We start from the raw sequence: 22,884 nt of genomic DNA, 5'->3' as shown, positions 1-22,884 counted from the left end.
TGACTGATGGCAACCCTTGTTTTGCAGGCGGCGGGCGCTGCCCTTGGCAGTATTTTTGGGCCGGTGGGCGCCATCATCGGCAGGGCGGCGGGTGCGCTGGCAGGCAGTGCGGTCGATAGCGCGCTGTTTTCCTCTTCGAAGACCGTTACCGGCGCGCGGCTTTCGACGGCCCGCATTCCCGGTGCCGAGGAGGGGGCAGCGATTGCACGGGCTTATGGCACGGTGCGGATTGGTGGCACGCTGATCTGGGCGACGCGCTTTGAAGAGAGCGTGACGCGGGAGCGGCAGGGCGGCAAGAGCACCAGTAGCAGCAGCACGACCGTCGAGACGTTTCGATATTTTGCAAATCTTGCCGTCGGTCTTTGCGAAGGCGAGGCCGCGATGGTGCGGCGGGTGTGGGCCGATGGACAGGAGCTGGACCTGACCGGCATCGAAATGCGATTCTACCCCGGTACCGATACGCAGCTTCCCGACCCGTTGATCGAGGCGCGGCAAGGGGCGGGCAATGCGCCTGCTTATCGCGGCCTGTCCTACGTGGTGTTCGAGCGGTTGCCGTTGGATGGTTTCGGCAATCGTATTCCGCTGTTGCAGTTCGAGGTGATCAGGCCCATCGGCAAGCTGGAGGGGCAGATACGGGCAGTGACGGTGATACCCGGCGCGACGGAGCATGGTTGTGCGACGGTTGCCGTGTCAGAGCGGACGGGGGCGGGCGAAAGCCGGGTGATGAACCGCCACAATCTGGCGGCGGCAACCGACTGGCAGGCTTCGATTGACGAATTACAGGCGCTGTGCCCGAACCTTGAAAGCGTGGCGCTGGTGGTGACATGGTTCGGCACCGATATGCGCGCTGGCGAATGCCGCATTCTGCCCGGTGTGGAAGTGGGCTTCCGCGACCGCGAAAGTGTGACATGGTCTGTTGCAGGAATGGGGCGCGGGCAGGCGCGGCTGGTGAGCCGACGTGACGGTGGCCCGGCCTATGGCGGCACACCGGGTGATACAGCCGTTTTGCAGGCCATTGCCGATTTGAAGGCGCGGGGCTTGAAAGTATGCCTCTATCCGTTTGTGATGATGGATGTGCCAGCGGGCAATGCTCTGCCTGACCCCTATGGCAAGGTGGAACAGGATGCCTATGGCTGGCGCGGCAACATTACGTGCCACCCGGCCGCGGGGCAGAGCGGAAGTGCTGACCGCACGGTGGCGGGGCGGGCGCAAATCTCGACTTTTTGCAACCGTACTGACGGGTATCGACGCATGGTGCTGCACTACGCGGCGCTGGCGAAACAGGCGGGCGGGGTTGAGGCATTCCTGATCGGCTCTGAACTGCGCGGGCTGACGCGGGTACGTGATCAGGCGAATGCCTTTCCGTTCGTTGAGGAACTGGTGCGGCTGGCGGGTGAGGTGCGCGCCGTAGTGGGCGCTGTTACGAAGCTGACCTACGCTGCCGACTGGAGCGAATATTTTGGGTATCACCCGTCGGATGACACGGGCGACGTGTTCTTCCATCTCGATGCGTTGTGGGCGAGCGCTGATATCGATGCTGTTGGCATCGACAATTACATGCCGCTGTCCGACTGGCGCGACGATGACGTGCAGGGCGGCAATCCGGATAATTTCAATGGGTCAGACGATGCGGCGGGGTTTGTTCGCAGCATCGAGAGCGGTGAGGGTTTCGACTGGTATTATGCCAGTGACACCGACCTGGCCAGTCGCAAGCGCAGCGCCATTTCCGATGGGTTGAAGGGCAAGCACTGGGTCTATCGTTACAAGGATCTAGCGGGCTGGTGGCAAAACCGGCATTATAACCGCACAGACGGCATGGAAAGTGCGACGCCGAGCGCCTGGGTGCCGGGCATGAAGCCGATCTGGTTCACCGAACTGGGCTGCCCGGCCATCGACAAGGGCGCGAACCGGCCCAACACCTTCATCGACCCGAAATCATCAGAAAGCGCTTATCCGCATTTTTCCAGCCTTATGCGCTCCGACAGCCAGCAAAGGCGGTTTCTGGAAGCGCATCACGACCATTGGGCGGGCGTTTCTGCACCAGCCGATATGGTCGATCCAGCCAAACTGTTTGTTTGGACGTGGGATGCACGGCCTTATCCCGCTTTTCCGCTGGATGCGGCGACGTGGAGCGATGGCGCCAATTGGCGTACCGGCCACTGGCTGAACGGCAGGTTGGGGGCGACCACGCTGGCAGATTTGATTGCGGCGGTGCTTGGTGACCATGGCTTTGCGGACTTCGATGTTTCCGCTGTGATCGGCGATGTGGCTGGGTATGCGCAGGGCGATGTGATCGCGGCGCGCAGCCTGCTGGAGCCGTTGTTGCAGGCGTTTCAGGTTGATGTGATCGAAGACGGAGCGACGTTGCGCTTCGTTTCACGCGGACGGGCCGCCACGCGCACGAAGATGATCTCGGCTTATGCGGATATCGAGGATAGCGCGCTGTGGTCTGAGGCGCGCGGGCATGAGAGCGATTTTGCAGCCGAGGCGGTGCTGACTGCCTTCAACCCGGCACTGGACTACGAGCAGGCGAGCGTTCGCTCCCGGCGCATCGACAATGCCGGAAGCCGGGTGCTGCGTTATGATCTGGGCGCGGTGCTGGCGCAGGAGACCGCGCAAAATGCGGTGGAGGCACTGTTGCGCGACAACCGGCTGGCGCGCCGCACGGTGCGCTTTGCGATTTCGCCGCAGGATATCGCGCTGGACCCCGGTGATTGCGTCGAACTGGAGGGTGGTCCCAAGGGGCGTTTTCTGGTGAGCCGGATCGAGGATGGCGATGTCAGGCGCATCGAGGCACGGGAGTTTTCGCCTGCTGTCAGCATGGTTTCTGGCGAGGTCGAAGCACCCCGCAATGGCGGTGGCAACGCGTCGAGCGGGTTCGACCCGGATATCGTGCTGATGGATCTGCCGCGATATGAAGCGGGCGATGCGCAAGGTTTTGCGCGGGTTGCGGCCTTCGCCAGGCCTTGGCGGCGAATGGTGCTGTCCGCTTCATCAGGAACCGACGGTTACGAGGCGAGGGCGCTGCTGGACCAGCCTGCCAAGATCGGTGCGCTTTCGCGTGCTACGCCAAGGGGATTCATCGGGCGGTTCAACATTGCGGGGGCAATCGAGATCACGCTGCCATACGGCGATCTGTCGTCAGTCTCCGACCTTGCCGTGCTGAACGGGGCCAACCGTATTGCCATTCGCTGTGCCAATGGCGCGTGGGAGGTTGCGGCTTTTGCGAAGGTGGAAGAAGTGGCGGCCCAGCGCTGGCGGATGACGCGGCTGCTGCGAGGACTTGCTGGTACAGAAGACGCGATGGCGGCAGGCGCAGTTGCTGGAGCCGAGGTCGTGGTTCTGGATGCGGGTGTGGTGCCGATGGGGCTGCGCGGTGACGAACGCGGCCTGCAACTGAATTGGATCATCGAGGCGGCGGGTGCGCAAATCTCGAGAGTTGGGCCACTTGCTTTTGCAGGTGGAAGGCGGGCCGAAATGCCGCTGGCACCTGTGCATTTGCGTGGTATGCGCGGAGCAGACGGCGTGCTGCTGACATGGATGCGGCGCGGGCGAGTGGAGGCCGATGGCTGGGACGCCGCCGATATTCCGCTCGATGAAGCATCCGAACGATACCGGGTCGAGATCCTATCCGATGATGTGGTGCGGCGAACAATCGAGGTGAGCGAGGCAGCTTGCCTTTATGCCGCGAGCGACGAGGTGGCTGATTTTGGTTCGCAGCAGACGACGCTTGCGATTCGGGTGCGCCAGCTTGGCCGAGCGGTGCCACTGGGTATCGCGGCAAGCGCCGTTTTGCGTGTTTAAACTTCACAATAACGTCAACCGAGAAAGGGTAAAGCATGGACAATATGAAAGCCTGGTATCAGTCGAAAACCGTCTGGGGCGCGCTGATTGCGGTGTTGGCACCGCTGCTGCATGTGGTGGGGTTGAACCTGCCGACGGGGTTCGAAGGCGAGCTTGCCGAGGGGCTGGTGACGGTGGCCGGTGGCGTGGGTGGGTTGATTGCGTTGTATGGGCGATTGGCTGCGACAAGTGAGATTAGGTAGGGGATTGTGGGTTGGACGGTAGTGGGTGTGGCTCACCCCCCTCTGTCCTGCCGGACATCTCCCCCTCAAGGGGTGAGATCGACTCGTTGAGATCTCTCGCCCATCTGGAACGCTGAGGATAGAGTGGGGAACGCGCGTCTTGCCGATCTCCCCACCTGAGGGGGAGATGCCCGGCAGGGCAGAGGGGGGTGAGCCCCACCCGCTACCCTTGACCTTACCCTCAACGCCACCACACCCCACATTCATTTGCCATTCAGACGCTTTGCGATACATATTCGGCCAAGAATTCGTTTCGACGTGCATCCGATTTTTCTTTGGAAGTTTTTTGCAATGGCATCACCTCTCATCATCGCGACGCTTGCAGCCGGTCTCTCCGGCTTTCCTGCGCCGCAGGCTGATGTGCAGGGTGTGCCATCGGTAGCGCGTGTACAGCAGGTTGCAAGTGACTGCACCTCCGCCGTCTCGCGTGTGGTACGCGAAACCGGCGGCCAGCTTCTCTCGGTTTATCCATCAAATGACGGCCAGAACTGTGTCGTGACAGTGCTTGTGCAGGGCAATGGCGAGCGCCCTCGCAAGGTGACGATGCGCGTACCGATGTAGACCGTCGCAATCCCCAAAAATCTGCCATAGAGTGCCGCGCGTCTGTGACGCGAAGAGCCAGTCTATGGTTATTGGGTGACGCATCGTGCTTTACGAAAATCGATTCCGATTTTCGCGCCGATGCGCTAGAGATGATTTGAATGACCGTCACACTGCAGAAGTGACGGGTGCAATGAAAAGGGACGGACGATGCGCATTCTTGTGGTCGAGGACGATACCAACCTCAATCGACAGCTGACCGACGCGTTGAAAGAAGCGGGTTATGTCGTCGATCAGGCCTTTGATGGTGAAGAGGGGCATTATCTCGGCGATACCGAGCCTTACGACGCCATCGTTCTCGATATCGGCCTGCCGCAGATGGACGGCATTACCGTTGTCGAAAAATGGCGTGCCAGCGGCAAGTCCATGCCGGTTCTGATCCTGACCGCGCGCGACCGCTGGAGCGACAAGGTCGCGGGTATCGATGCCGGTGCCGACGACTATGTGACGAAGCCTTTCCATGTGGAAGAAATTCTGGCGCGTGTGCGCGCGCTGATCCGCCGTGCAGCCGGACATGCGTCATCCGAGATCACCTGCGGCCCGGTGCGGCTCGACACCAAGTCCTCCAAGGCAACCGTCAATGGCACGACACTGAAACTGACCTCGCACGAGTTTCGCCTCCTGTCCTACCTCATGCACCATATGGGTGAGGTGGTGTCTCGAACCGAGCTGGTGGAGCATATGTACGATCAGGATTTCGACCGTGATTCCAACACGATCGAGGTGTTCGTTGGGCGTCTGCGCAAGAAGCTTGGCGTCGATCTGATCGAAACTATCAGGGGTCTCGGTTACCGGATGCAAGCACCCGCAGATGCGAAGTAACTCACTCACCGCACGCGTTCTGCTTTTAGCCTCGGCATGGTCTGCCCTGGCGCTGGTGGTAATCGCGGTGGTGATTTCCACGCTCTACCGGCAGGGCGTGGAGCGCAGTTTTACCGATCTGCTGCGTGCCCAGCTCTACAACGTCATCAATTCCATCACCGTTTCCAACGAGAATACGCTTGCTGGTAGCCCGCAGCTTGGCGATCTCCGGTTTTCCCAGCCCGATACGGGCTGGTACTGGGTGGTGGAGCCGCTGGGCAATTTTCAGACGGCACCGCTCGTTTCCTCATCGCTTGGCGTGTCCACGCTGCCTGTTCCCAGCATTCTGGATGTGCCTTTCGACAATCGCTACGAGCGCTATTACGTGGTGACGGACGAGGCGAAAAACCGCGTGCAGGTTGCCGAAACGGAAGTGGTGCTGGATGGAGAGGGGCGGGCGGCGCGCTTTCGCGTGACCGGCAACCTGAATGTCGTGGAAGACGACGTCAGTGACTTTTCCAACAGCCTCTATCTGGCGCTTGCCGTGTTTGGTGTTGGCAGTCTTGTCGTTAATGGCCTTGCCATTCTCTATAGTTTACGACCGCTGGACAGGGCGCGTCTGGCGCTGGGCAAAATTCGCGGTGGCGAAGCGGAGCGTCTTGAGGGCGAATTCCCCAGCGAAATCCAACCCTTGGCGACTGAAGTCAACGCTCTGATCGAAAGCAACCGGCGTCTTGTGGAGCGTGCGCGCATGCAGGTGGGCAATCTGGCCCACTCGTTGAAAACACCGATTGCCGTTCTGTTGAACGAGGCCCGCACGCTGGACAGCCACCATGGCGATCTGGTGCGGGGACAGGTGGAGGCGATGCAGGCGCAGGTTCAGTCCTATCTCTCCCGCGCCCGCATTGCCGCTCAACGCGGCTCCATTCTGGCGCGGGTGGAAGCCGAACCGGCGCTCGAGCGGCTGGTGCGCGTAATGCGCCGCCTGAACCCGGAAAAGACATTCGAGCTGGACATGCAGCAACCGGGCATGATTCTGGCGATGGAGCAGCAGGATCTGGAAGAAGCGGTCGGCAACCTTCTGGAAAACGCGGCGCGGTTTGCAGTCACAAAGGTGGTGATAACTGTCATGCGCGGTTCGCACCCGTCTTCCGACCCGGATGTGACCCGCAGGTCATGGGTGACGTTGCTGGTGGAAGACGATGGGCCGGGGCTGGAGCCCGAACAGATTACCGAAGCCATGAAGCGCGGCAGGCGCCTGGACGAAAGCCGGCCGGGGACAGGCCTTGGTCTATCGATCGTCAGCGAGGTGGTTTCTGAGTACCACGGCACCTTTGCCATGTCGCGCGGCCCGCTGGGTGGGCTGAAAGCGGAGTTGCTTCTTCCAGGACTTTCGAAAGAGCTTGCATGACGGCCAAAAACTGGCAAGACATTTCGTGACGCATGACCGCGCCAGGATGGCGCGTTGATAAGGAGTGTATTCTTGGTTGACGTGATGGGCAAAACCGGATTTGCCGGGATAAACTCCAATATTATGCGCCCTGCTGTTCTTTCGCTGGTCTGCCTGTCAGTTCTCAGCTCGTGCACCACATCCAACACCCGCGCAACCGGTGGCGGACTGCTGGGACGCGGTGGTGCATCGTCTACGCCATACATCTCTAGCCTTCAGGGCGGCATTGTCGGCAGAAGCGGTCTGCAACTGGATCGCGGTGATTTCAACAAGGCGCTGGAGGCGGAATATCGTGCGCTGGAAACAGCGCCTGGTGGCCAGGCCGTGGTGTGGGGGAGCGGCGATACGCGCGGCGAGGTGATTGCCAACGCGCCCTACCAGGTTGGCAACCAGAACTGCCGCCAATACACCCATGATCTGACGGTTGATGGCAAGCAGGCGAAGGTCCGCGGTGCCGCCTGTCGTAACGCCAATGGTACCTGGACGCCGCTGATCTGACGCTTGATTGACGCATGTCAAGGCATGCGCAAGGCTGATCGTTAGAACAGGATGGCGTATGGCGACCGGCCTCTGTCTTTCGTCAGTGCGGCCATAGGCGGCATAGTGTCTCAAATTCACGTCATCCTGCTGCGGCTTATTTCAAAGCGGCGCGCATTCGAGTAATTGAAACGGCATGTTCTGGATTTTTATCGCCCTGTTGACGGCGGCCGTGGCCATCGTTCTGACCTATCCCCTGATGCGCAGCAATGGCGTAGCCGACACGGCCCGTGACGGTGAGGTTGCAGTGTACCGCGACCAGTTGGCTGAGTTGCAGCGCGAGCGCGAAAGCGGGTTGATTGGTGAGGCCGAGGCCGAATATGCCCGCGCCGAAATCGGGCGGCGGCTTCTGGCGGCCGCATCCGGAAAAAAAGGTGAAGCGTCTGCGATTTCGCCACGCCGACACAATGCCCTGGCCAGCGTCGTAACCGTGCTTTTGCCGCTGACCGGGCTCTGTCTTTATTTGTATATGGGCACGCCAAACATGCCGGACATGCCGCTTGCTGCGCGGCTGGAAAAGCCCGGCAACGACATGAACCTGATGATTGCCAAAGCTGAACGGCATCTGGCGCAGAACCCCAATGATGGCGCCGGATGGGACGTGCTGGCACCGATCTACTTCAAGACCATGCGTTTGGGTGATGCGGAGATGGCGTATCGCAATGCCATCCGTCTTCAGGGTGAAAATGCACCACGCCTGACGGGCCTTGCCGAAACGCTGATTGCTGCCAATGAAGGCATCGTTGTTGATGATGCACGCACCGCGCTGGAAGATGCGGAAAAGATGAGCCCCGGCAATCCGCGTGCACGCTTTTATCTGGCGCTTTCGCTGGAGCAGGCGGGCAAGACCGCCGAGGCGCGGGATGCCTTTGCAGCGTTGCTCAAGGCCTCGCCAGCCGGTGCGCCATGGATACCGCTGCTGCAGGCGCATTTACAAAATACCGGCGGCGCCGACATTGCCGCCACCCAGACGCCGGAAGCGCCAGCGGGGCCAAGTGCCGAGGATATTGCCGCTGCTAGCACAATGTCGCCCGAGGAACGGCAGGCGATGGTGGCTGGAATGGTGGACAGTCTGGACGCGAAATTGCGAGAAAATCCCGACGATTTGCAAGGCTGGATGCGGCTGGTGCGCTCTTACGCCATGTTGAAGAATGAAGAGAAGGCCCGCCAGGCTCTGGCCGGTGGCCTGAAAGCCTTTCCGCCCGCCGGTGAGCAGGGCAAGCAGCTGCTAGCGCTGGCGCAGCAGCTGGGCGTGAATGTGCAGGGAGTGACGCAATGACCCGCAAGCAGAAAAGATTGGCCGTTATCGGCGGCGGTGTCAGCTTTATCATGATCGCCGCATTTCTGGTGATGTTCGCCTTCGGCCAGTCCATCGCCTATTTCTATATGCCGGGTGATCTGGAAAAGACCAGCGTTGCACCGGGAACGCGGATTCGTTTGGGCGGGCTGGTGGCTGAAGGGTCGGTCAAGCGCGGCGAGGGCCGGACGGTGAGCTTTGCGGTGACGGATGGCGGCGCAAGCGTACCGGTAAGCTATACCGGCATTCTGCCGGACCTGTTTCGCGAGGGGCAGGGCGTCGTGACCGAAGGCACCTTCGATGCCGCCACCCATGCTTTTGTGGCCGATAGCGTGTTGGCCAAGCACGACGAAAACTACATGCCCAAGGAAGTTGCCGACCGCCTGAAGGACAAGGGCCTGTGGCAGCAGGCACCAGATGGCACGGCCAAAACCGGAGCAACGCAATGATCACCGAAATCGGCCATTATGCTCTGGTGCTTGCGCTTGGCGTCGCGCTGGTCGTTTCGACACTGCCGGTGTTTGGTGCGCGGCGCAACGACAAGGCGCTGATGGACATCGCGCCCGTCGGTTCGGTTCTGCTGTTTCTGTTGGTGGGAATGTCGTTTGCGGCTTTGACACATGCTTATGCGGTGTCGGATTTCTCGCTGAAGAATGTCTATGAGAACTCTCATTCGCTGATGCCGATGCTTTACAAGCTGACGGGCGTATGGGGCAACCACGAGGGCTCGATGCTGCTGTGGCTGCTGATCCTCGTTCTGTTCAGTGCGATGGTGGCCGTCTATGGCCGTAATCTGCCCGATACGCTGCGCGCCAATGTTTTGGCAGTGCAGGCGTGGGTGACGACGGCTTTTCTGCTGTTCATTCTCTTGACCTCCAATCCGTTCGCGCGGCTTTCGCCGGTGCCAGCCGAAGGGCAGGACCTCAATCCGGTGCTCCAGGATTTCGGGCTCGCGATCCATCCACCGTTGCTTTATCTCGGCTATGTCGGCTTCTCCGTCTGTTTTTCCTTTGCCGTTGCTGCGCTGATGGAAGGGCGCATCGATGCCGCTTGGGCGCGCTGGGTTCGCCCTTGGACGCTGGCTGCATGGACCTGTCTGACGGCGGGCATTTCGATGGGGTCTTACTGGGCCTATTACGAGCTTGGCTGGGGCGGTTGGTGGTTTTGGGACCCGGTGGAAAATGCGTCCTTCATGCCATGGCTTGCGGGAACGGCGCTGCTGCATTCGGCGCTGGTGATGGAAAAGCGCGAGGCGCTGAAAATCTGGACCGTGCTGCTGGCAATCACGACATTCTCGCTGTCGCTGCTGGGTACCTTCCTCGTTCGCTCCGGGGTTCTGACCTCCGTCCATGCCTTCGCGACCGACCCGAGTCGCGGTATCTTCATCCTTTGCATCCTGATGATTTTCATTGGCGGCGCGTTTTCGCTGTTTGCTTGGCGCGCGCCCATGCTGAAAGCAGGCGGGTTGTTCGCGCCGGTGTCTCGTGAGGGCGCGCTGGTTCTGAACAACCTGATTCTGACCGTTTCCACCGCAACTGTGCTGATCGGCACGCTCTATCCGCTGGTGCTGGAAACGCTGACGGGCGAGAAGATTTCCGTTGGTGCGCCGTTCTTCAATTTGACCTTCGGACTTTTGATGATCCCGATCCTGATCGTGACGCCATTTGGACCCATGATGGCGTGGAAGCGCGGTGATCTGCTGGGCGCGTTCCAGCGTCTCTATGTAGCCGCAGCGCTGGCGGCAGTGGCAGGTCTGACGCTGTGGTATATCGAGCATGGCGGGCCTGTCATGGCGGTCCTTGGCATGATCGCCGGGTTCTGGCTGATTTTCGGAGCGCTGGCCGACCTCTGGTACCGCGCCAATTTCGGCAAGCTGGCTTTTGGCATCGCATTGCGACGATTGAAGGGGCTGCCGCGATCGACATTCGGCACGACGCTGGCGCATATGGGGCTTGGCGTGACAGTGCTCGGCATTGTTATCGTGACCACCTTCGAGACGGAAACCGTGGTTGAAATGAAGCAGGGTGCAGCCGTGGAAGCGGGCGGCTACAGCCTGACCTTCGACGGCATTCGTCATCATGTCGGGCCCAACTATACCGAGGATCGTGGGCACTTTACCGCGCGTAAGGGCGGGATCGAGGCGGCGGATGTGTGGTCTTCCAAGCGGCTCTACACGGCGCGGCGCATGCCGACGACGGAGGCTGGGATCATGACCTTTGGGCTTTCGCAGCTTTACGTTTCGCTCGGCGATCCGATGGCCGACGGCGGCATGGTGGTTCGCATCTGGTGGAAGCCGTTTATTCTCTGCATATGGGGTGGCACCGTGTTCATGATGATTGGTGGGATGGTTTCTCTGTCTGACCGCCGGTTGCGGGTGGGTGCGCCAAGGCGCAAGGCGAAGGCGACGAAGGATGTTGTGTTGGGTGCAGCGGAATGAGCCTCGTTCAACGGCGGATGCGAAACGCGGCACTTTTCTTCGTGATTCTCTTCACGGCACTTCCGGCATTTGCCTTCAACCCTGACGAGGTTCTCGCTGACAAGGCACTGGAAGCGCGCGCACGGGCGCTGACGGTGCAGCTGCGCTGTATGGTGTGTCAGAACCAGTCTATCGATGACAGCAATGCAGAACTGGCTCGGGATCTGCGTGTGCTGGTGCGCGAGCGGTTGACGCAGGGGGACAGCGACGAGGCTGTGATCAATTACGTCGTGTCTCGTTACGGTGAGTTCGTGCTGCTGAAGCCACGCTTCAGTACCCGCACGATTGCCCTCTGGGGTGCGCCGATTGCCTTGATTTTGATCGGGGCGACGGCGATTTTCGTGTTTGCGCGCCGCCGGGTGGCGGTGTCCGAGGGACAGAAGCTGACGGTGGACGAAGAGGCGCGGATTCGAGATTTGCTGGATGGGGGTAAGTGACGCCACCAGCTCTTATTGCCTTGGGCAAGGCAGGGAAATAAATGCGATATATTTCAAATATTTAGTATTCCTACGTAATCTTCTCCTTCGCAATTCTCTCAACATTACGGATTTTTCACACGCCAGACACTTCGCTGTAAGGTGAAGCCTCCTATATCTTCATCATCCACCGCTTCCCCGATCACACGGGGCTCCAGTCTGAATGAAGAAAGAAGGTAAGTTCCATGTTGAATTCGCAAAACGGACGTCCCTCGTTGAAGACCATCCTCAAGTCTTCCGCTGTTGGCGGTCTGGCGGCTCTGATGCTGACGACCGGTGTCGCGGGGCCAATCGCTCATTCTTTCGCAGCACCCGTTGAAGTGACCGCACCTCAGGTGCCAAGCTTCGCCAATGTGGTCGACGCGGTTTCTCCCGCGGTCGTCTCTGTGCGCGTGCAATCTAATGTTCAGCCTGCGTCCGACGAGAACAACGGCTATTCGTTCAATTTCGGCGGTCGTGGTCTCGATCAGCTTCCCGATGATCATCCCCTGAAGCGCTTTTTCAAAGAGTTCGGTGGACCTGGTTCGGGTGAAGGCGACAAGCGCGCAGACCGTGGTCCGAGGGGCCACCGCGACGGCAAGGGTCCGTTGCGCCCGACCGCTCAGGGCTCCGGCTTTTTCATCTCTGAAGATGGCTACATCGTTACCAACAACCACGTCGTCGATGATGGTTCTGCCTATACGGTGGTTATGAACGACGGCACTGAACTCGACGCCAAGCTGGTTGGTCGCGACACCCGCACCGATCTGGCCGTGCTGAAAGTGGATGTGAACCGCAAGTTCACTTATGTGCAATTTGCTGACGACAGCAAAATCCGCGTTGGTGACTGGGTGGTTGCAGTCGGCAACCCGTTCGGTCTCGGTGGAACGGTGACGTCTGGCATCATCTCGGCACGTGGTCGTGATATCGGCTCCGGTCCTTATGACGATTACCTCCAGATCGATGCTGCCGTGAACCGTGGCAACTCCGGTGGTCCGGCCTTCAACCTCAACGGTGAAGTCATTGGCATCAACACCGCGATCTTCTCCCCATCCGGCGGTAACGTGGGTATTGCATTCGCTATTCCCGCCTCCGTCGCCAAGGACGTTATTCAGGACCTGATCAAGGACGGTAAGGTCGAGCGCGGCTGGCTGGGTGTGCAGATCCAGCCTGTGAGCAAGGATATCGCTGAATCGCTTGGTCTTGCCGAGGCAAGCGGAGCACTGGTTGTTGCGCCGCAGGCGGGTTCGCCCGGTGACAAGGCTGGCATCAAGCAGGGTGACATCATTACCGCGCTGAATGGCGATACGATCAAGGACGCCCGCGATCTTTCACGCCGCATCGGTGCCATGGCGCCGAATAGCAAGGTCGAGCTTTCGCTGTGGCGTGGTGGCAAGTCGCAACCGGTAACCGTAACGCTGGGTGATCTTGCCAGCGACGATGCCTCCAAGGCAACGACAAGCCAGAATGACGACAAGGGCGGTCAGCCTTCCAGCGAAAAAGCGCTGTCCAGCCTTGGCCTGACGGTAGCTCCCTCTGACGATGGTGCGGGTCTCGCGATCACCGATGTCGATCCTGACTCCGATGCCGCAGCCCGTGGTTTGAAATCTGGTGAGAAGATTACATCGGTCAACAATCAGCAGGTCGCTTCTGCTGCCGATGTCGAAAAGATCCTTTCGCAGGCCAAGAAGGACGGTCGCTCCAAGGCTCTGTTCCAGATCCAGACGGAAGATGGCAGCCGCTTCATTGCGCTGGATATTGACCAGGGTTGATCATGACAATGTGGCGGGAGGGGCGATTGCCTCTCCCGTCACTCATCTGTGAAGACCACGCCGCGACATATTCGGAGAAATCCCATGGAAAACAAGACACAGGAATCGTCTCCCGCATCTGTTTCCGGTTGTGTGGTTGATGTGGACAACGCTATTGTCCCGCACATGAAGATTCTTGTTATCGAAGACGATCTGGAAGCTGCGGCCTATATGACCAAGGCGTTCCGGGAAGCAGGTATTGTGGCCGATCACGCCAGCGATGGCGAGAGCGGCCTGTTTATGGGCGTCGAGAATGCCTATGACGTCATGGTCATCGACCGCATGTTGCCGCGCCGTGATGGTCTTTCGGTCATCAGCGAGTTGCGCCGTCGCGGTATCGAGACGCCGGTGCTGATCCTGTCGGCGCTGGGGCAGGTGGATGATCGTGTGACGGGTCTGCGCGCGGGTGGCGATGACTATCTGCCGAAGCCGTATGCCTTCAGCGAGCTTCTGGCGCGGATCGAAGTGCTGGGCCGCCGCAAGGGCAAACCTGAACAGGACATGGTCTACCGTGTTGGCGATCTGGAACTTGATCGTCTCTCCCATGACGTGCGCCGCGCCGGTAAAGAAATATTGCTGCAGCCGCGTGAGTTTCGCTTGCTGGAATATTTGATGAAGAACGCCGGTCAGGTCGTGACTCGCACCATGCTTCTGGAAAATGTCTGGGATTACCATTTCGATCCGCAGACGAATGTCATCGACGTGCATGTGTCGCGTCTTCGCTCAAAAATCGAGAAGGACTTCGACAAGCCGCTGCTGAAAACCATTCGTGGTGCCGGCTATATGATGAAGGACGAGGGGTAAAACCGCCTCATGGCACGTCTTCGTCTTCTGTTCAGCTCGACGGCGGTGCGCCTTTCGGCGCTTTACATCCTGCTTTTTGCGCTCTGTGCTGCTTTCCTTGTTTTCTATGTTACCGCTCTTTCCGAAGGGCTGTTGAACCAGCAGACGCGTGACGCCGTGCAGCAGGAAGTGAACGACGTCCAGCGCGTCTATAATCGCGGGGGCATAAACCCGCTGCTGCGGATGATGGAACGCCGCGCCCGACAGCCGGGGGCAAGCCTCTATGTGATCGCCGGGCCGAACGGCGAAATTCTGGCAGGCAATGTTGCCTCCGTACAGCCCGGTGTCTTCGACAGTGAGGGCTGGACGGAATTGCCATTCGGTTATGAGCGCTATTCCGAAAGCGGCGACGCCGTGAAGCATCTGGCCACCGCCAACATCTTCCGCCTCGACAATGGCCTGCGCATTCTGGTCGGTCGCGATCTGGGTGAGCCAACAAAATTCCGCCTGCTGGTGCGCAATGCGCTGATGGTGGCTTTGGCAATCATGGGTGGCGGTGCGGTTCTCATCTGGTTCGCAATCGGTCGCAATGCGCTGAAGCGTCTGAACCGGATGTCCGATGCGACCAAGAAAATCATGGCGGGCGATCTGTCTCAGCGCCTGCCACAGGGCCGTTCCGGCGACGAGTTCGACCGGCTCTCGGGTTCGCTCAACGCCATGCTGGGGCGCATCGAGAAGTTGAACGAGGGTCTGCGCCAGGTTTCCGACAACATCGCCCACGACCTCAAGACACCGCTGACACGTCTGCGCAACAAGGCGACCGAGGCGCTGGAAGACCGCGACGACGACAAGCGTCGTTCGGCACTGGAAGGCATCATTGCCGAATCCGACCAGTTGATCCGCACCTTCAACGCGCTTTTGATGATCTCCCGCGTCGAAGCTGGCTCCATCGCTGCCGAGATGAGCGATGTTGATGTGTCTGCGATTGCCGAGGATAGCGCCGAGCTTTATGAGCCGGTGGCCGACGAGGAAGGTTTGACGCTGACGGCGGATATTGCGCCGGGACTGATCGTGCAGGGCAACCGCGAACTGATCGGTCAGGCGCTGACCAATCTCATCGATAACGCTATCAAATATGCCGGTGGGCATGAGGGTAAAAAGGGACTTTCCGTGCAGTTGGCGCGACAGGAGGAGGGCATCGTGCTCTCCGTTGCCGACAATGGCCCAGGTGTTCCGGCTGACAAGCGCGACGAGGTGATCAAGCGCTTCGTACGGCTGGACGAAAGCCGCTCCAAACCAGGAACGGGTCTCGGCCTTTCGCTTGTCGAGGCTGTGATGGAGCTGCATGGCGGCTCGCTCCGGCTTTCCGATACCGATCCTGAGAATGCTCAGGCACCCGGCTTGACTGTTTCGATGGTTTTTCCCGTTTCCACACCGTAAGGTCGTACCCAAAAACAAAGAAGCCGATTCCGTGAGGGCGGTATTCAGCGTGCAAGGGAGAGAGACAGTGCGACAAGCGACAACCGTCGAAAGACGGCTGGAGGATGTGCAGCCAGGTGTTATCCGCGCCTATACGCAGACGGAGTTGAAATCCGTTCTTTCCACGTTGAAGGATATCGGCAAAAGCGACCCTGTAGTCGCGGAGCTTCTGGCGAGCGACAGACCGCTCAAGGATTTCGTGGCGCAGGCACTGTCGCTATCTCCCTATCTGCGGGATGCGGCAGTCGCCGATGAGGGGCTGCTGACGCTGGCGATATCGGCCCCGCTGGATGGGACGCTGGCTCGTCTGGTCGAAGACGCCCGCAATTGCTGGCGCCCGGATGGTGAAGGGGCCGTACCAAGTGAGGCCGAGGTGATGACCCGGCTGCGTGTCGCCAAGCGAAGACTGTCCTTTATTTCCGCAATGGCCGATCTGGCGCGTATTTTCGTTGCGCGCGACACGACGCACTGGCTGAGCGACATGGCCGATGCAAGCCTGGCGGCTGCCATTGACCATCTGCTCCTTTCCAATCACCACACCGGCAAGCTGACGCTGAAAAATCCCGAAGTGCCAAGCGAAGGTTCCGGCCTGATCGTGCTGGGCATGGGCAAGCTGGGTGCGCAGGAGCTCAATTATTCCTCCGATATCGATGCCGTTGTGTTTTTCGAGCCATCCTCCGGCATCATACCGGACCCGCTGGATGCGCTGGAAATTTTCGGGCGCATGATGCGTCGGCTGATCCGCATCATGCAGGAGCGCACCGCCGATGGCTATGTGTTTCGAGCCGACCTGCGGCTGCGTCCCGACCCTGGCTCGACGCCGCTGGCCATACCCGTCGAGGCAGCTTTGACCTATTATGAGGGCAGGGGGCAGAATTGGGAGCGGGCTGCCTATATCAAGGCGCGGCCGGTGGCAGGGGATATCAAGGCTGGCGAAGGTTTCATGCGGGAACTGACGCCCTTCGTGTTTCGCAAATATCTCGATTACGCGGCAATTGCTGATATCCACTCCATCAAGCGGCAGATCCATGCCCATAAGGGCCACGGCGCGATTGCGGTGAAGGGGCATAACGTCAAGCTCGGTCGCGGTGGCATTCGCGAGATCGAATTTTTCGCGCAGACCCAGCAACTGATTGCGGGCGGACGCATGGCACCGCTCAGGGTACGCTCGACGCAGGAAGCGCTGGCGGCGCTGACAGAGGCGAAGTGGATCGATGCCGGAACGCGCGACAAGCTGACCGATGCCTATTGGTTTCTGCGTGAGGTGGAACACCGCATCCAGATGGTGCGCGACGAGCAGACACACATTTTGCCAGACACGGAAGCCGAGTTAAAGCGCATCGCCTTTATGCTGGGCTTTGCCGATACAAAGAGTTTTTCTGAAAAATTGGAAGGTGTGCTGCGGCTGGTGGAGCGCAAATATTCGGCGCTGTTCGAACAGGAAACCAAGCTTTCTGGCGAAAGCGGCAATCTGGTTTTCACCGGACAGAGGGACGATCCTGATACGCTGAAGACGCTGGCGCGGCTGGGTTTCGAGCGGCCGGAAGATATGTCTCGCGTCATTCGGACCTGGCACAACGGCCGTTACCGCGCCACGCAATCCGTTGAGGCGCGGGAGAGGTTGACGGAACTGACGCCCGAGTTGTTACAGGCCTTCGGCAAGAGCAAGCGCGCCGATGAGGCGTTGCTGCGGTTCGATAATTTCCTATCCGGCCTGCCTGCCGGTATTCAGCTTTTCTCACTGCTCGGCAATAATCCGGCGCTTCTCTCGCTGCTGGTGACGATCATGTCATCCGCGCCGCGCTTGGCGGAAATCATTGCCGCGCGTCCGCATGTGTTTGACGGCATGCTGGACCCGGCGCTGATGACGGACGTCCCGACCCGTGAATATCTCGGCCAACGTATGCAGGGTTTTCTCTCACCTGCGCGGCACTATGAAGACATTCTCGACCGGCTGCGCATCTTTGCTGCGGAACAACGCTTTTTGATTGGGGTGCGGCTGTTAACTGGCGCGATCCGCGGAGAGGTGGCCGGACGAGCCTTTACGTATCTCGCCGATCTGGTGATCGAAGCTGCGGTGAAGGCTGTGACGGCTGAGATGGAAGCTGCACATGGCAAATATCCTGGCGGTCGTGTCGCGATCGTCGGCATGGGCAAGCTGGGTTCGTTCGAACTGACGGCGGGGTCCGATGTCGATCTGATCCTGCTGTATGATTACGACGATGTGGCTTCAGAATCCGATGGTGCCAAGCCGCTGGATGCCGTTAGGTATTTTACCCGCATAACGCAAAGGTTGATCTCCGCGCTCTCAGCACCGACTGCCGAAGGCGTGCTTTACGAGGTGGACATGCGGCTGCGCCCTTCCGGCAACAAGGGGCCGGTGGCGACACGCATTTCCACCTTCGAGAAATACCAGCGCGAGGAGGCATGGACATGGGAGCATCTGGCGCTATCACGCGCACGGTTGATCTGCGGCGATGCCTCGCTGATCGAGGATGCCGAGCGGATCATCACATCTGTCCTTACGCGGAAGCGGGATGTAGAAAAGATTGCCGCTGATGTTGCCGAGATGCGCAAGCTGATCGGTGAGGAAAAGCCGCCCGCCAATAGCTGGGATTTCAAGCTGATTCCTGGCGGTCTGGTCGATCTGGAGTTCATTGCCCAATATCTGACACTGGTCGCGCCAGCGAAAGGTCTGCCGCCGCATGTGGTGGGCGAAAGCACGGCGGAGGTGTGGAAACGCGTTGCAGTGGGGGCGATGGAGCCGCAGACCTATGACGACTGCGTGGCCGCGCTCAACCTTTTCACCGAACTGTCGCAGATCATCCGCCTGTGCATCGATAGTGACTTCGAACCCAAGGAAGCGCCTGCCGGACTGATCGATCTCGTCTGCCGTGCCGGTGATTGCCCTGACATCGGAACGCTGGAAGGGGAGGTGAAACGTCTTTCGAAAACTGTGCGAAAAGCGTTTTCTCTGGTTGTAGCGGCAAAGGGCTAAATTATAGGATGTGCCAAACCCCAAGACGGAGACAGGCAGATGATTGGATACACCATGGTTGGTACGACGGATCTGGATCGCGCCGTGCGTTTCTATGATCCGGTGTTTACCGAGATGGGGTTGAAGCAGTGTTACAAGGATGAGAAGACGGCATTCTGGGGTGACAAAAGCAACGTGAATGCGCCACGATTTGCGACGGGGTATCCGTTCGACGGCGGCAAAGCTGGTGTTGGCAATGGCACCATGACGGCATTTCTGATCAACGGTTCTGAAACGATCGACAGCTTGCATGGCCTTGCAATGGCGAATGGTGGATCGGACGAGGGCGCGCCGGGTTTGCGCCCTGAATACGGCGAAGGGTTTTACGCCGCTTACGTTCGTGATCCCGATGGCAACAAGATCGCCTTTGTTTGCTACGATGTGAACAAGAGCGGCTGAGCCGAAAACCGTATCATCCAGATTTTGAGTTCATGGCACGGATCAATTTACGGGCTCAGTGATTGATCCGAGGACCTGTTTCGTCCGTAGAAAAGATTTTACACAAAGGCGCATTATGTTTCATCTAATTTTCGGCATTCCGTGGCTGGTTGTTGCTGTGCGATTCATCCAGCCACTGCCCTGGATATGGACCGTAAAAGCTGCTCTGGCCATCCTTCTTCTGGTCGCATCGCAGTATCACCTGATCAATCGTCTCTCTTCAGGCTCCGTGTTTTCGCCCGAGTTCCCGCGACCTTTGATCATTGCCATCAATGTGCTGATGGGGACTATCCTGCTGCTGGCAGTGTTTCAGATCGCACTGGATGTTGTTTCGCTCGTCATCACGCCGTTCAAGGGGCATTTTCCGGCGGTTCCCGTCGGCGTTCGTTATGCCATGGGCGTGGCTGCGTTTGGGCTTGCTGCTTTTGGCGTCAGCCAGGCGATCCGCGTTCCACCGTTGAAGGATATCGAGATAGCGATTCCGGGACTGCCAGCCGCTTTTGAAGGCTATCAGATGGTGCAACTCACTGACCTTCATATCAGCCGTTTGTTCTACGGCGAATGGGCAAAGGAAGTCGTTAAACGAACCAATGCGCTGAATGCCGATCTGATTGTTATTACGGGCGATTTGATCGACGGCAATATCGAGAGCCGTAAACAGGACATCGCACCACTTGCCAACCTCAAGGCGCGTGATGGCGTTTATACCATTCCGGGAAATCATGAGTATTTTTTCGGCTACGAGGAGTGGATGGCATATTATCGCGGTCTCAACATGATGACGCTAGCCAACAACCATGATGTCATCGAGCGCAATGGTGAAAGTCTCGTCATTGCAGGAGTGACGGACCTGTCATCATCCAGAACCGGCTTTCCGCCACCCGATGTCGCCGCGGCGATCAAAGGCGCACCCGAAGGCGCACCCATCATTCTGCTCGACCACCAGCCCATGGAAGCGGCACGGAATGCACAGCTGGGTATGGCTGTTCAGCTATCGGGACATACTCACGGCGGGATGGTTCTCGGACTGGACCGCCTCGTTGCACGCGCCAACAAAGGGTTCGTCTCAGGCTTCTATCAGGTGGGTGGCATGCAGCTTTACGTGAACAATGGAACGGCGCTGTGGCCTGGGTTCGCTTTGAGGCTGGGAATACCGTCCGAATTAACCCGCATCACGCTTCGACGCAGTTCTTAAAAGCAATGCCGCCGCTCCCTATCAAAGAGGAGCGGCGGCATGTTTGAAGACATCATTACGCTGCGTATTGTGCGGCTTCTTCATGTGGAATGAAAAGGGTAACGACGGTGCCCTTGCCCACACAGGACCGTATCTTCATCGTGCCGCCATGGAGTTTGACCAGAGAGCGGGAGATGGCAAGTCCCAGTCCAGAGCCGCCCTGGCTTTTGGCATACTGGCTTTGAACCTGTTCAAAGGGCTGGCCGATTTTGTCGATGGCGGCAGAGGGAATGCCGATGCCGGTATCTGCGATGGTCAGCATCAGACCCTTTTCGTGAACGTGTGTGCGAAGCTCCACGCGTCCACCATTGCCGGTAAATTTCACGGCGTTGGACAAAAGGTTGAGCATGATCTGCTTCATCGCTCGCCGGTCGCCGGTCATGTGCATATCCCGGCAAACGCGCTGCTGAATAGCAATGTTCTTCTGCGCGGCCTGGATCGCGGTGAGGCGAAGTGTTTCCTCAACCAGCGGTACCAGATCGACCTTCTCGCGGTTGATCCGCATATGGCCCGCCTCGATCTTCGACATGTCCAGAATATCGTTGATGACGTTAAGCAGATGTTTGCCGCTATCGTGGATATCGCGGGCGTATTCGCTGTATTTAGGTGAGCCGACCGGACCGAACATTTCAGCCAGCAGGATTTCCGAGAACCCGAGAATGGCGTTGAGCGGCGTGCGCAGTTCGTGGCTCATATTGGCGAGGAATTCGGATTTAGCCGTATTGGCGGCCTCGGCACGTTCCTTTTCCGCCTGATAGAGGGCGTTGGCATCGGAAAGCTCGGTCTTCTGTCGCTCCAGCTTGTGGCGGGACGCGGAAAGATCGCCAATCGTTGCCATCAGGCGCTTTTCGGAATCACGAAGACGTTCTTCGTGGCGTTTGAGGAGCGTGATGTTAGTGCCAACAGATACGAGTCCGCCATCGCGGGTGCGGCGGTCGTTGATCTGCAGCCAGCGGGCATCGGCAAGCTGGACTTCCGTGGTGCGCGACAGGCCAGACTGATCCGGATCGGCGACCCGACGCTCGACAACGGGACGGCATGCGGCGGCGTTGACGACGGAGCGCTCCGTTCCAGCAACCAGCACGCTGTCCGGCAGGCCGTAGGCTTGCTGGAAGTGGGCGTTGCACATGACCAGACGGTCGTTCTTGTCCCACAGCACGAAGGCTTCCGATGTGCTTTCGATGGCGTCTGCTAGACGCTGGTCCGCCTCGGCATAACGTTGCGCCAGACGGTGCTGCTCGGTGACGTCCATGGCGATGCCGATGACGCGCGGACCGTTGGAGGTGCGGATGACCTGAGCACGAGCCCGCAGCCAGACATAATGGCCATGGGCGTGGCGCATGCGGAAGATCTGGTCGATCTGGCGAAGGTCCCCGCAGCCTACGGAACGGGCGAGTTCGTAGAGATTGCCGTCCTCGGAATGCATCATGCGGGCGGCATCGCTGAAGGATAGCGGTTCGGTTTTCGGCGGAAGGCCGAGAATTTCGTAAAGCGAGGTGGACCAGAACATGCGCCGGGTGGAGAGATCGAAATCCCAAAGGCCGCAGCGACCGCGCGACAGCGCCGTTTCAACGCGCAAATTCGATTCTACGAAAATCTCGTCAGCGGTGCGGGCGCGCTTCACCTGCATGTAATAGGCATAGAGAATGACGAGCAGGATCGCTGAAATACCGGTGAACAGCGTAACGTTCATCGCAACTTCGCTGCGCCAGAACGAACGGATGGGCTCCAGCGAACGCGCTGCGATGATCATGCCGCCATCGGTTCCCAGTGGCAGCATCGTGGCATAATGCGGGGTGCCTTCGATATCTGTTTCTATGGTGCCGGGTGCATCAGGAAAACGGCGGATGATGGCGATTTCTGGCAGGAGATTGGTCAGAGATGCGCCGGGATAAATCGATGCTCGGCTGCCGATACCACCGAAAATCCTGCCGTTGGCATCAGCGACCAGCAACAGCGTTTCGTTATCGAGGCTGCCTGCGGGGAAGGACGCATTGAGCCGCGCTTCCACAGCTGTCCGGTCCTGCGTCACGAGGAGGTTTTCGCCGCCGGTGAGAGCCGCCTTTGCCGCCAAGGCCGCAAGGGCAGTGGTCTGTCTGGCAGACTCTTCCATGCGGCCCGATTCCGCGACGATGCCAAGGACACGCGAAGCAGCCACCACGATGAGAAATGCGAGAATAAGCACGGGAATCAGCCGCTTGAGCAGCGATTCCAGGTGAGGTAGTTTAAGGCTGTCTCTAGGACCTGTGGCCAACGCCACCAGATTTCCTGAAAACCTCTCGCTCCATGCAGCAATATCACATATTTTGGCAAACGGGCGCTCATCGCCCGCAGTAGCCCGCCGCACGTTCGTCATTGTTCCGCCTTGATTGTCCCTCGGTTAATTCGAAGCAGACGCTCG

General features: G+C 59.2%; 17 protein-coding genes. 16 read left to right on the top strand and 1 reads right to left on the bottom strand.

Annotation, left to right across the window (positions count from 1 at the left end; genetic code table 11):
• The first annotated feature begins 6 nt into the window (after positions 1 to 6).
• The 16 genes from ATO67_RS21410 to ATO67_RS21335 all read left to right on the top strand — a co-directional run bounded on the left by ATO67_RS21410 (position 7) and on the right by ATO67_RS21335 (position 20,444).
• Positions 7 to 3,804 (top strand): baseplate multidomain protein megatron, encoded by a 3,798-nt coding sequence (locus ATO67_RS21410; protein ID WP_067653756.1) that lies wholly within the window; start codon positions 7 to 9, stop codon positions 3,802 to 3,804.
• Between the two features lie 35 nt (positions 3,805 to 3,839).
• Entirely contained in the window at positions 3,840 to 4,046 is a 207-nt protein-coding gene (locus tag ATO67_RS21405) for a hypothetical protein (protein ID WP_067653754.1), read from the top strand.
• Between the two features lie 330 nt (positions 4,047 to 4,376).
• Entirely contained in the window at positions 4,377 to 4,646 is a 270-nt protein-coding gene (locus ATO67_RS21400) for a hypothetical protein (RefSeq protein WP_067653752.1), read from the top strand.
• Positions 4,647 to 4,835: 189 nt separating this feature from the next.
• Positions 4,836 to 5,507 carry a response regulator transcription factor gene (locus tag ATO67_RS21395; RefSeq protein ID WP_067653750.1) on the top strand — a complete coding sequence of 224 codons (672 nt, stop codon included), beginning with the start codon at positions 4,836 to 4,838 and terminating at the stop codon, positions 5,505 to 5,507.
• The gene (locus ATO67_RS21390; protein WP_067653748.1) at positions 5,497 to 6,897 is read left to right on the top strand and encodes an ATP-binding protein; all 1,401 of its coding nucleotides are present in this window, start codon (positions 5,497 to 5,499) and stop codon (positions 6,895 to 6,897) included. The genes ATO67_RS21395 and ATO67_RS21390 overlap by 11 nt, the downstream gene beginning before the upstream one ends.
• A gap of 84 nt (positions 6,898 to 6,981) precedes the next feature.
• Positions 6,982 to 7,434, top strand: a complete 453-nt coding sequence (locus ATO67_RS21385) for a hypothetical protein (protein WP_170063797.1) — start codon at positions 6,982 to 6,984, stop codon at positions 7,432 to 7,434.
• A 175-nt stretch (positions 7,435 to 7,609) separates the two neighbouring features.
• Positions 7,610 to 8,752: a c-type cytochrome biogenesis protein CcmI gene (gene ccmI / locus ATO67_RS21380; RefSeq protein WP_067653746.1), complete on the top strand. Its 1,143-nt coding sequence runs from the start codon at positions 7,610 to 7,612 to the stop codon at positions 8,750 to 8,752.
• Positions 8,749 to 9,219, top strand: coding sequence for a cytochrome c maturation protein CcmE (gene ccmE, locus ATO67_RS21375; RefSeq protein ID WP_067653744.1), 471 nt, complete (start codon positions 8,749 to 8,751; stop codon positions 9,217 to 9,219). The genes ccmI and ccmE overlap by 4 nt, the downstream gene beginning before the upstream one ends.
• Complete coding sequence (locus ATO67_RS21370; RefSeq protein ID WP_067653742.1) at positions 9,216 to 11,207, top strand: heme lyase CcmF/NrfE family subunit; 1,992 nt, start codon at positions 9,216 to 9,218, stop codon at positions 11,205 to 11,207. Before ccmE ends, ATO67_RS21370 begins: the two co-directional genes overlap by 4 nt.
• On the top strand, positions 11,204 to 11,683 hold the full coding sequence (locus tag ATO67_RS21365) for a cytochrome c-type biogenesis protein (protein WP_245304061.1): 480 nt from the start codon (positions 11,204 to 11,206) through the stop codon (positions 11,681 to 11,683). The genes ATO67_RS21370 and ATO67_RS21365 overlap by 4 nt, the downstream gene beginning before the upstream one ends.
• Positions 11,684 to 11,907: 224 nt before the next feature.
• Entirely contained in the window at positions 11,908 to 13,473 is a 1,566-nt protein-coding gene (locus tag ATO67_RS21360) for a Do family serine endopeptidase (RefSeq protein ID WP_067653740.1), read from the top strand.
• 84 nt (positions 13,474 to 13,557) lie between these two features.
• Positions 13,558 to 14,316: a response regulator transcription factor gene (locus ATO67_RS21355; protein ID WP_106405003.1), complete on the top strand. Its 759-nt coding sequence runs from the start codon at positions 13,558 to 13,560 to the stop codon at positions 14,314 to 14,316.
• Between the two features lie 9 nt (positions 14,317 to 14,325).
• Positions 14,326 to 15,735, top strand: coding sequence for a sensor histidine kinase (locus ATO67_RS21350; protein WP_067653738.1), 1,410 nt, complete (start codon positions 14,326 to 14,328; stop codon positions 15,733 to 15,735).
• Positions 15,736 to 15,802: 67 nt separating this feature from the next.
• Positions 15,803 to 18,772 carry a bifunctional [glutamine synthetase] adenylyltransferase/[glutamine synthetase]-adenylyl-L-tyrosine phosphorylase gene (locus ATO67_RS21345; protein WP_067653736.1) on the top strand — a complete coding sequence of 990 codons (2,970 nt, stop codon included), beginning with the start codon at positions 15,803 to 15,805 and terminating at the stop codon, positions 18,770 to 18,772.
• A gap of 39 nt (positions 18,773 to 18,811) precedes the next feature.
• The gene (locus tag ATO67_RS21340) at positions 18,812 to 19,210 is read left to right on the top strand and encodes a VOC family protein (RefSeq protein WP_067653734.1); all 399 of its coding nucleotides are present in this window, start codon (positions 18,812 to 18,814) and stop codon (positions 19,208 to 19,210) included.
• A gap of 115 nt (positions 19,211 to 19,325) precedes the next feature.
• On the top strand, positions 19,326 to 20,444 hold the full coding sequence (locus tag ATO67_RS21335; RefSeq protein WP_067653732.1) for a metallophosphoesterase: 1,119 nt from the start codon (positions 19,326 to 19,328) through the stop codon (positions 20,442 to 20,444).
• Between the two features lie 55 nt (positions 20,445 to 20,499).
• On the opposite strand, the gene ATO67_RS21330 is transcribed toward ATO67_RS21335, so the two are convergent.
• The gene (locus tag ATO67_RS21330) at positions 20,500 to 22,839 is read right to left on the bottom strand and encodes a PAS domain-containing sensor histidine kinase (protein WP_067653730.1); all 2,340 of its coding nucleotides are present in this window, start codon (positions 22,837 to 22,839) and stop codon (positions 20,500 to 20,502) included.
• Positions 22,840 to 22,884 lie beyond the last annotated feature (45 nt).

The sequence above is a fragment of the Agrobacterium bohemicum genome (assembly GCF_001562555.1).
Taxonomy (GTDB): domain Bacteria; phylum Pseudomonadota; class Alphaproteobacteria; order Rhizobiales; family Rhizobiaceae; genus Agrobacterium; species Agrobacterium bohemicum.
This window is presented reverse-complemented; position numbering and strand designations above follow the sequence as displayed.

What these genes read in the sequence shown, in the direction of transcription:
- ATO67_RS21410 (WP_067653756.1), top strand. Translation starts at nt 7, where the DNA reads ATGGCAACCCTTGTTTTGCAGGCGGCGGGCGCTGCCCTTGGCAGTATT.
- ATO67_RS21405 (WP_067653754.1), top strand. Translation starts at nt 3,840, where the DNA reads ATGGACAATATGAAAGCCTGGTATCAGTCGAAAACCGTCTGGGGCGCG.
- ATO67_RS21400 (WP_067653752.1), top strand. Translation starts at nt 4,377, where the DNA reads ATGGCATCACCTCTCATCATCGCGACGCTTGCAGCCGGTCTCTCCGGC.
- ATO67_RS21395 (WP_067653750.1), top strand. Translation starts at nt 4,836, where the DNA reads ATGCGCATTCTTGTGGTCGAGGACGATACCAACCTCAATCGACAGCTG.
- ATO67_RS21390 (WP_067653748.1), top strand. Translation starts at nt 5,497, where the DNA reads ATGCGAAGTAACTCACTCACCGCACGCGTTCTGCTTTTAGCCTCGGCA.
- ATO67_RS21385 (WP_170063797.1), top strand. Translation starts at nt 6,982, where the DNA reads ATGGGCAAAACCGGATTTGCCGGGATAAACTCCAATATTATGCGCCCT.
- ccmI (WP_067653746.1), top strand. Translation starts at nt 7,610, where the DNA reads ATGTTCTGGATTTTTATCGCCCTGTTGACGGCGGCCGTGGCCATCGTT.
- ccmE (WP_067653744.1), top strand. Translation starts at nt 8,749, where the DNA reads ATGACCCGCAAGCAGAAAAGATTGGCCGTTATCGGCGGCGGTGTCAGC.
- ATO67_RS21370 (WP_067653742.1), top strand. Translation starts at nt 9,216, where the DNA reads ATGATCACCGAAATCGGCCATTATGCTCTGGTGCTTGCGCTTGGCGTC.
- ATO67_RS21365 (WP_245304061.1), top strand. Translation starts at nt 11,204, where the DNA reads ATGAGCCTCGTTCAACGGCGGATGCGAAACGCGGCACTTTTCTTCGTG.
- ATO67_RS21360 (WP_067653740.1), top strand. Translation starts at nt 11,908, where the DNA reads ATGTTGAATTCGCAAAACGGACGTCCCTCGTTGAAGACCATCCTCAAG.
- ATO67_RS21355 (WP_106405003.1), top strand. Translation starts at nt 13,558, where the DNA reads ATGGAAAACAAGACACAGGAATCGTCTCCCGCATCTGTTTCCGGTTGT.
- ATO67_RS21350 (WP_067653738.1), top strand. Translation starts at nt 14,326, where the DNA reads ATGGCACGTCTTCGTCTTCTGTTCAGCTCGACGGCGGTGCGCCTTTCG.
- ATO67_RS21340 (WP_067653734.1), top strand. Translation starts at nt 18,812, where the DNA reads ATGATTGGATACACCATGGTTGGTACGACGGATCTGGATCGCGCCGTG.
- ATO67_RS21335 (WP_067653732.1), top strand. Translation starts at nt 19,326, where the DNA reads ATGTTTCATCTAATTTTCGGCATTCCGTGGCTGGTTGTTGCTGTGCGA.
- ATO67_RS21330 (WP_067653730.1), bottom strand. Translation starts at nt 22,839, where the DNA reads ATGACGAACGTGCGGCGGGCTACTGCGGGCGATGAGCGCCCGTTTGCC.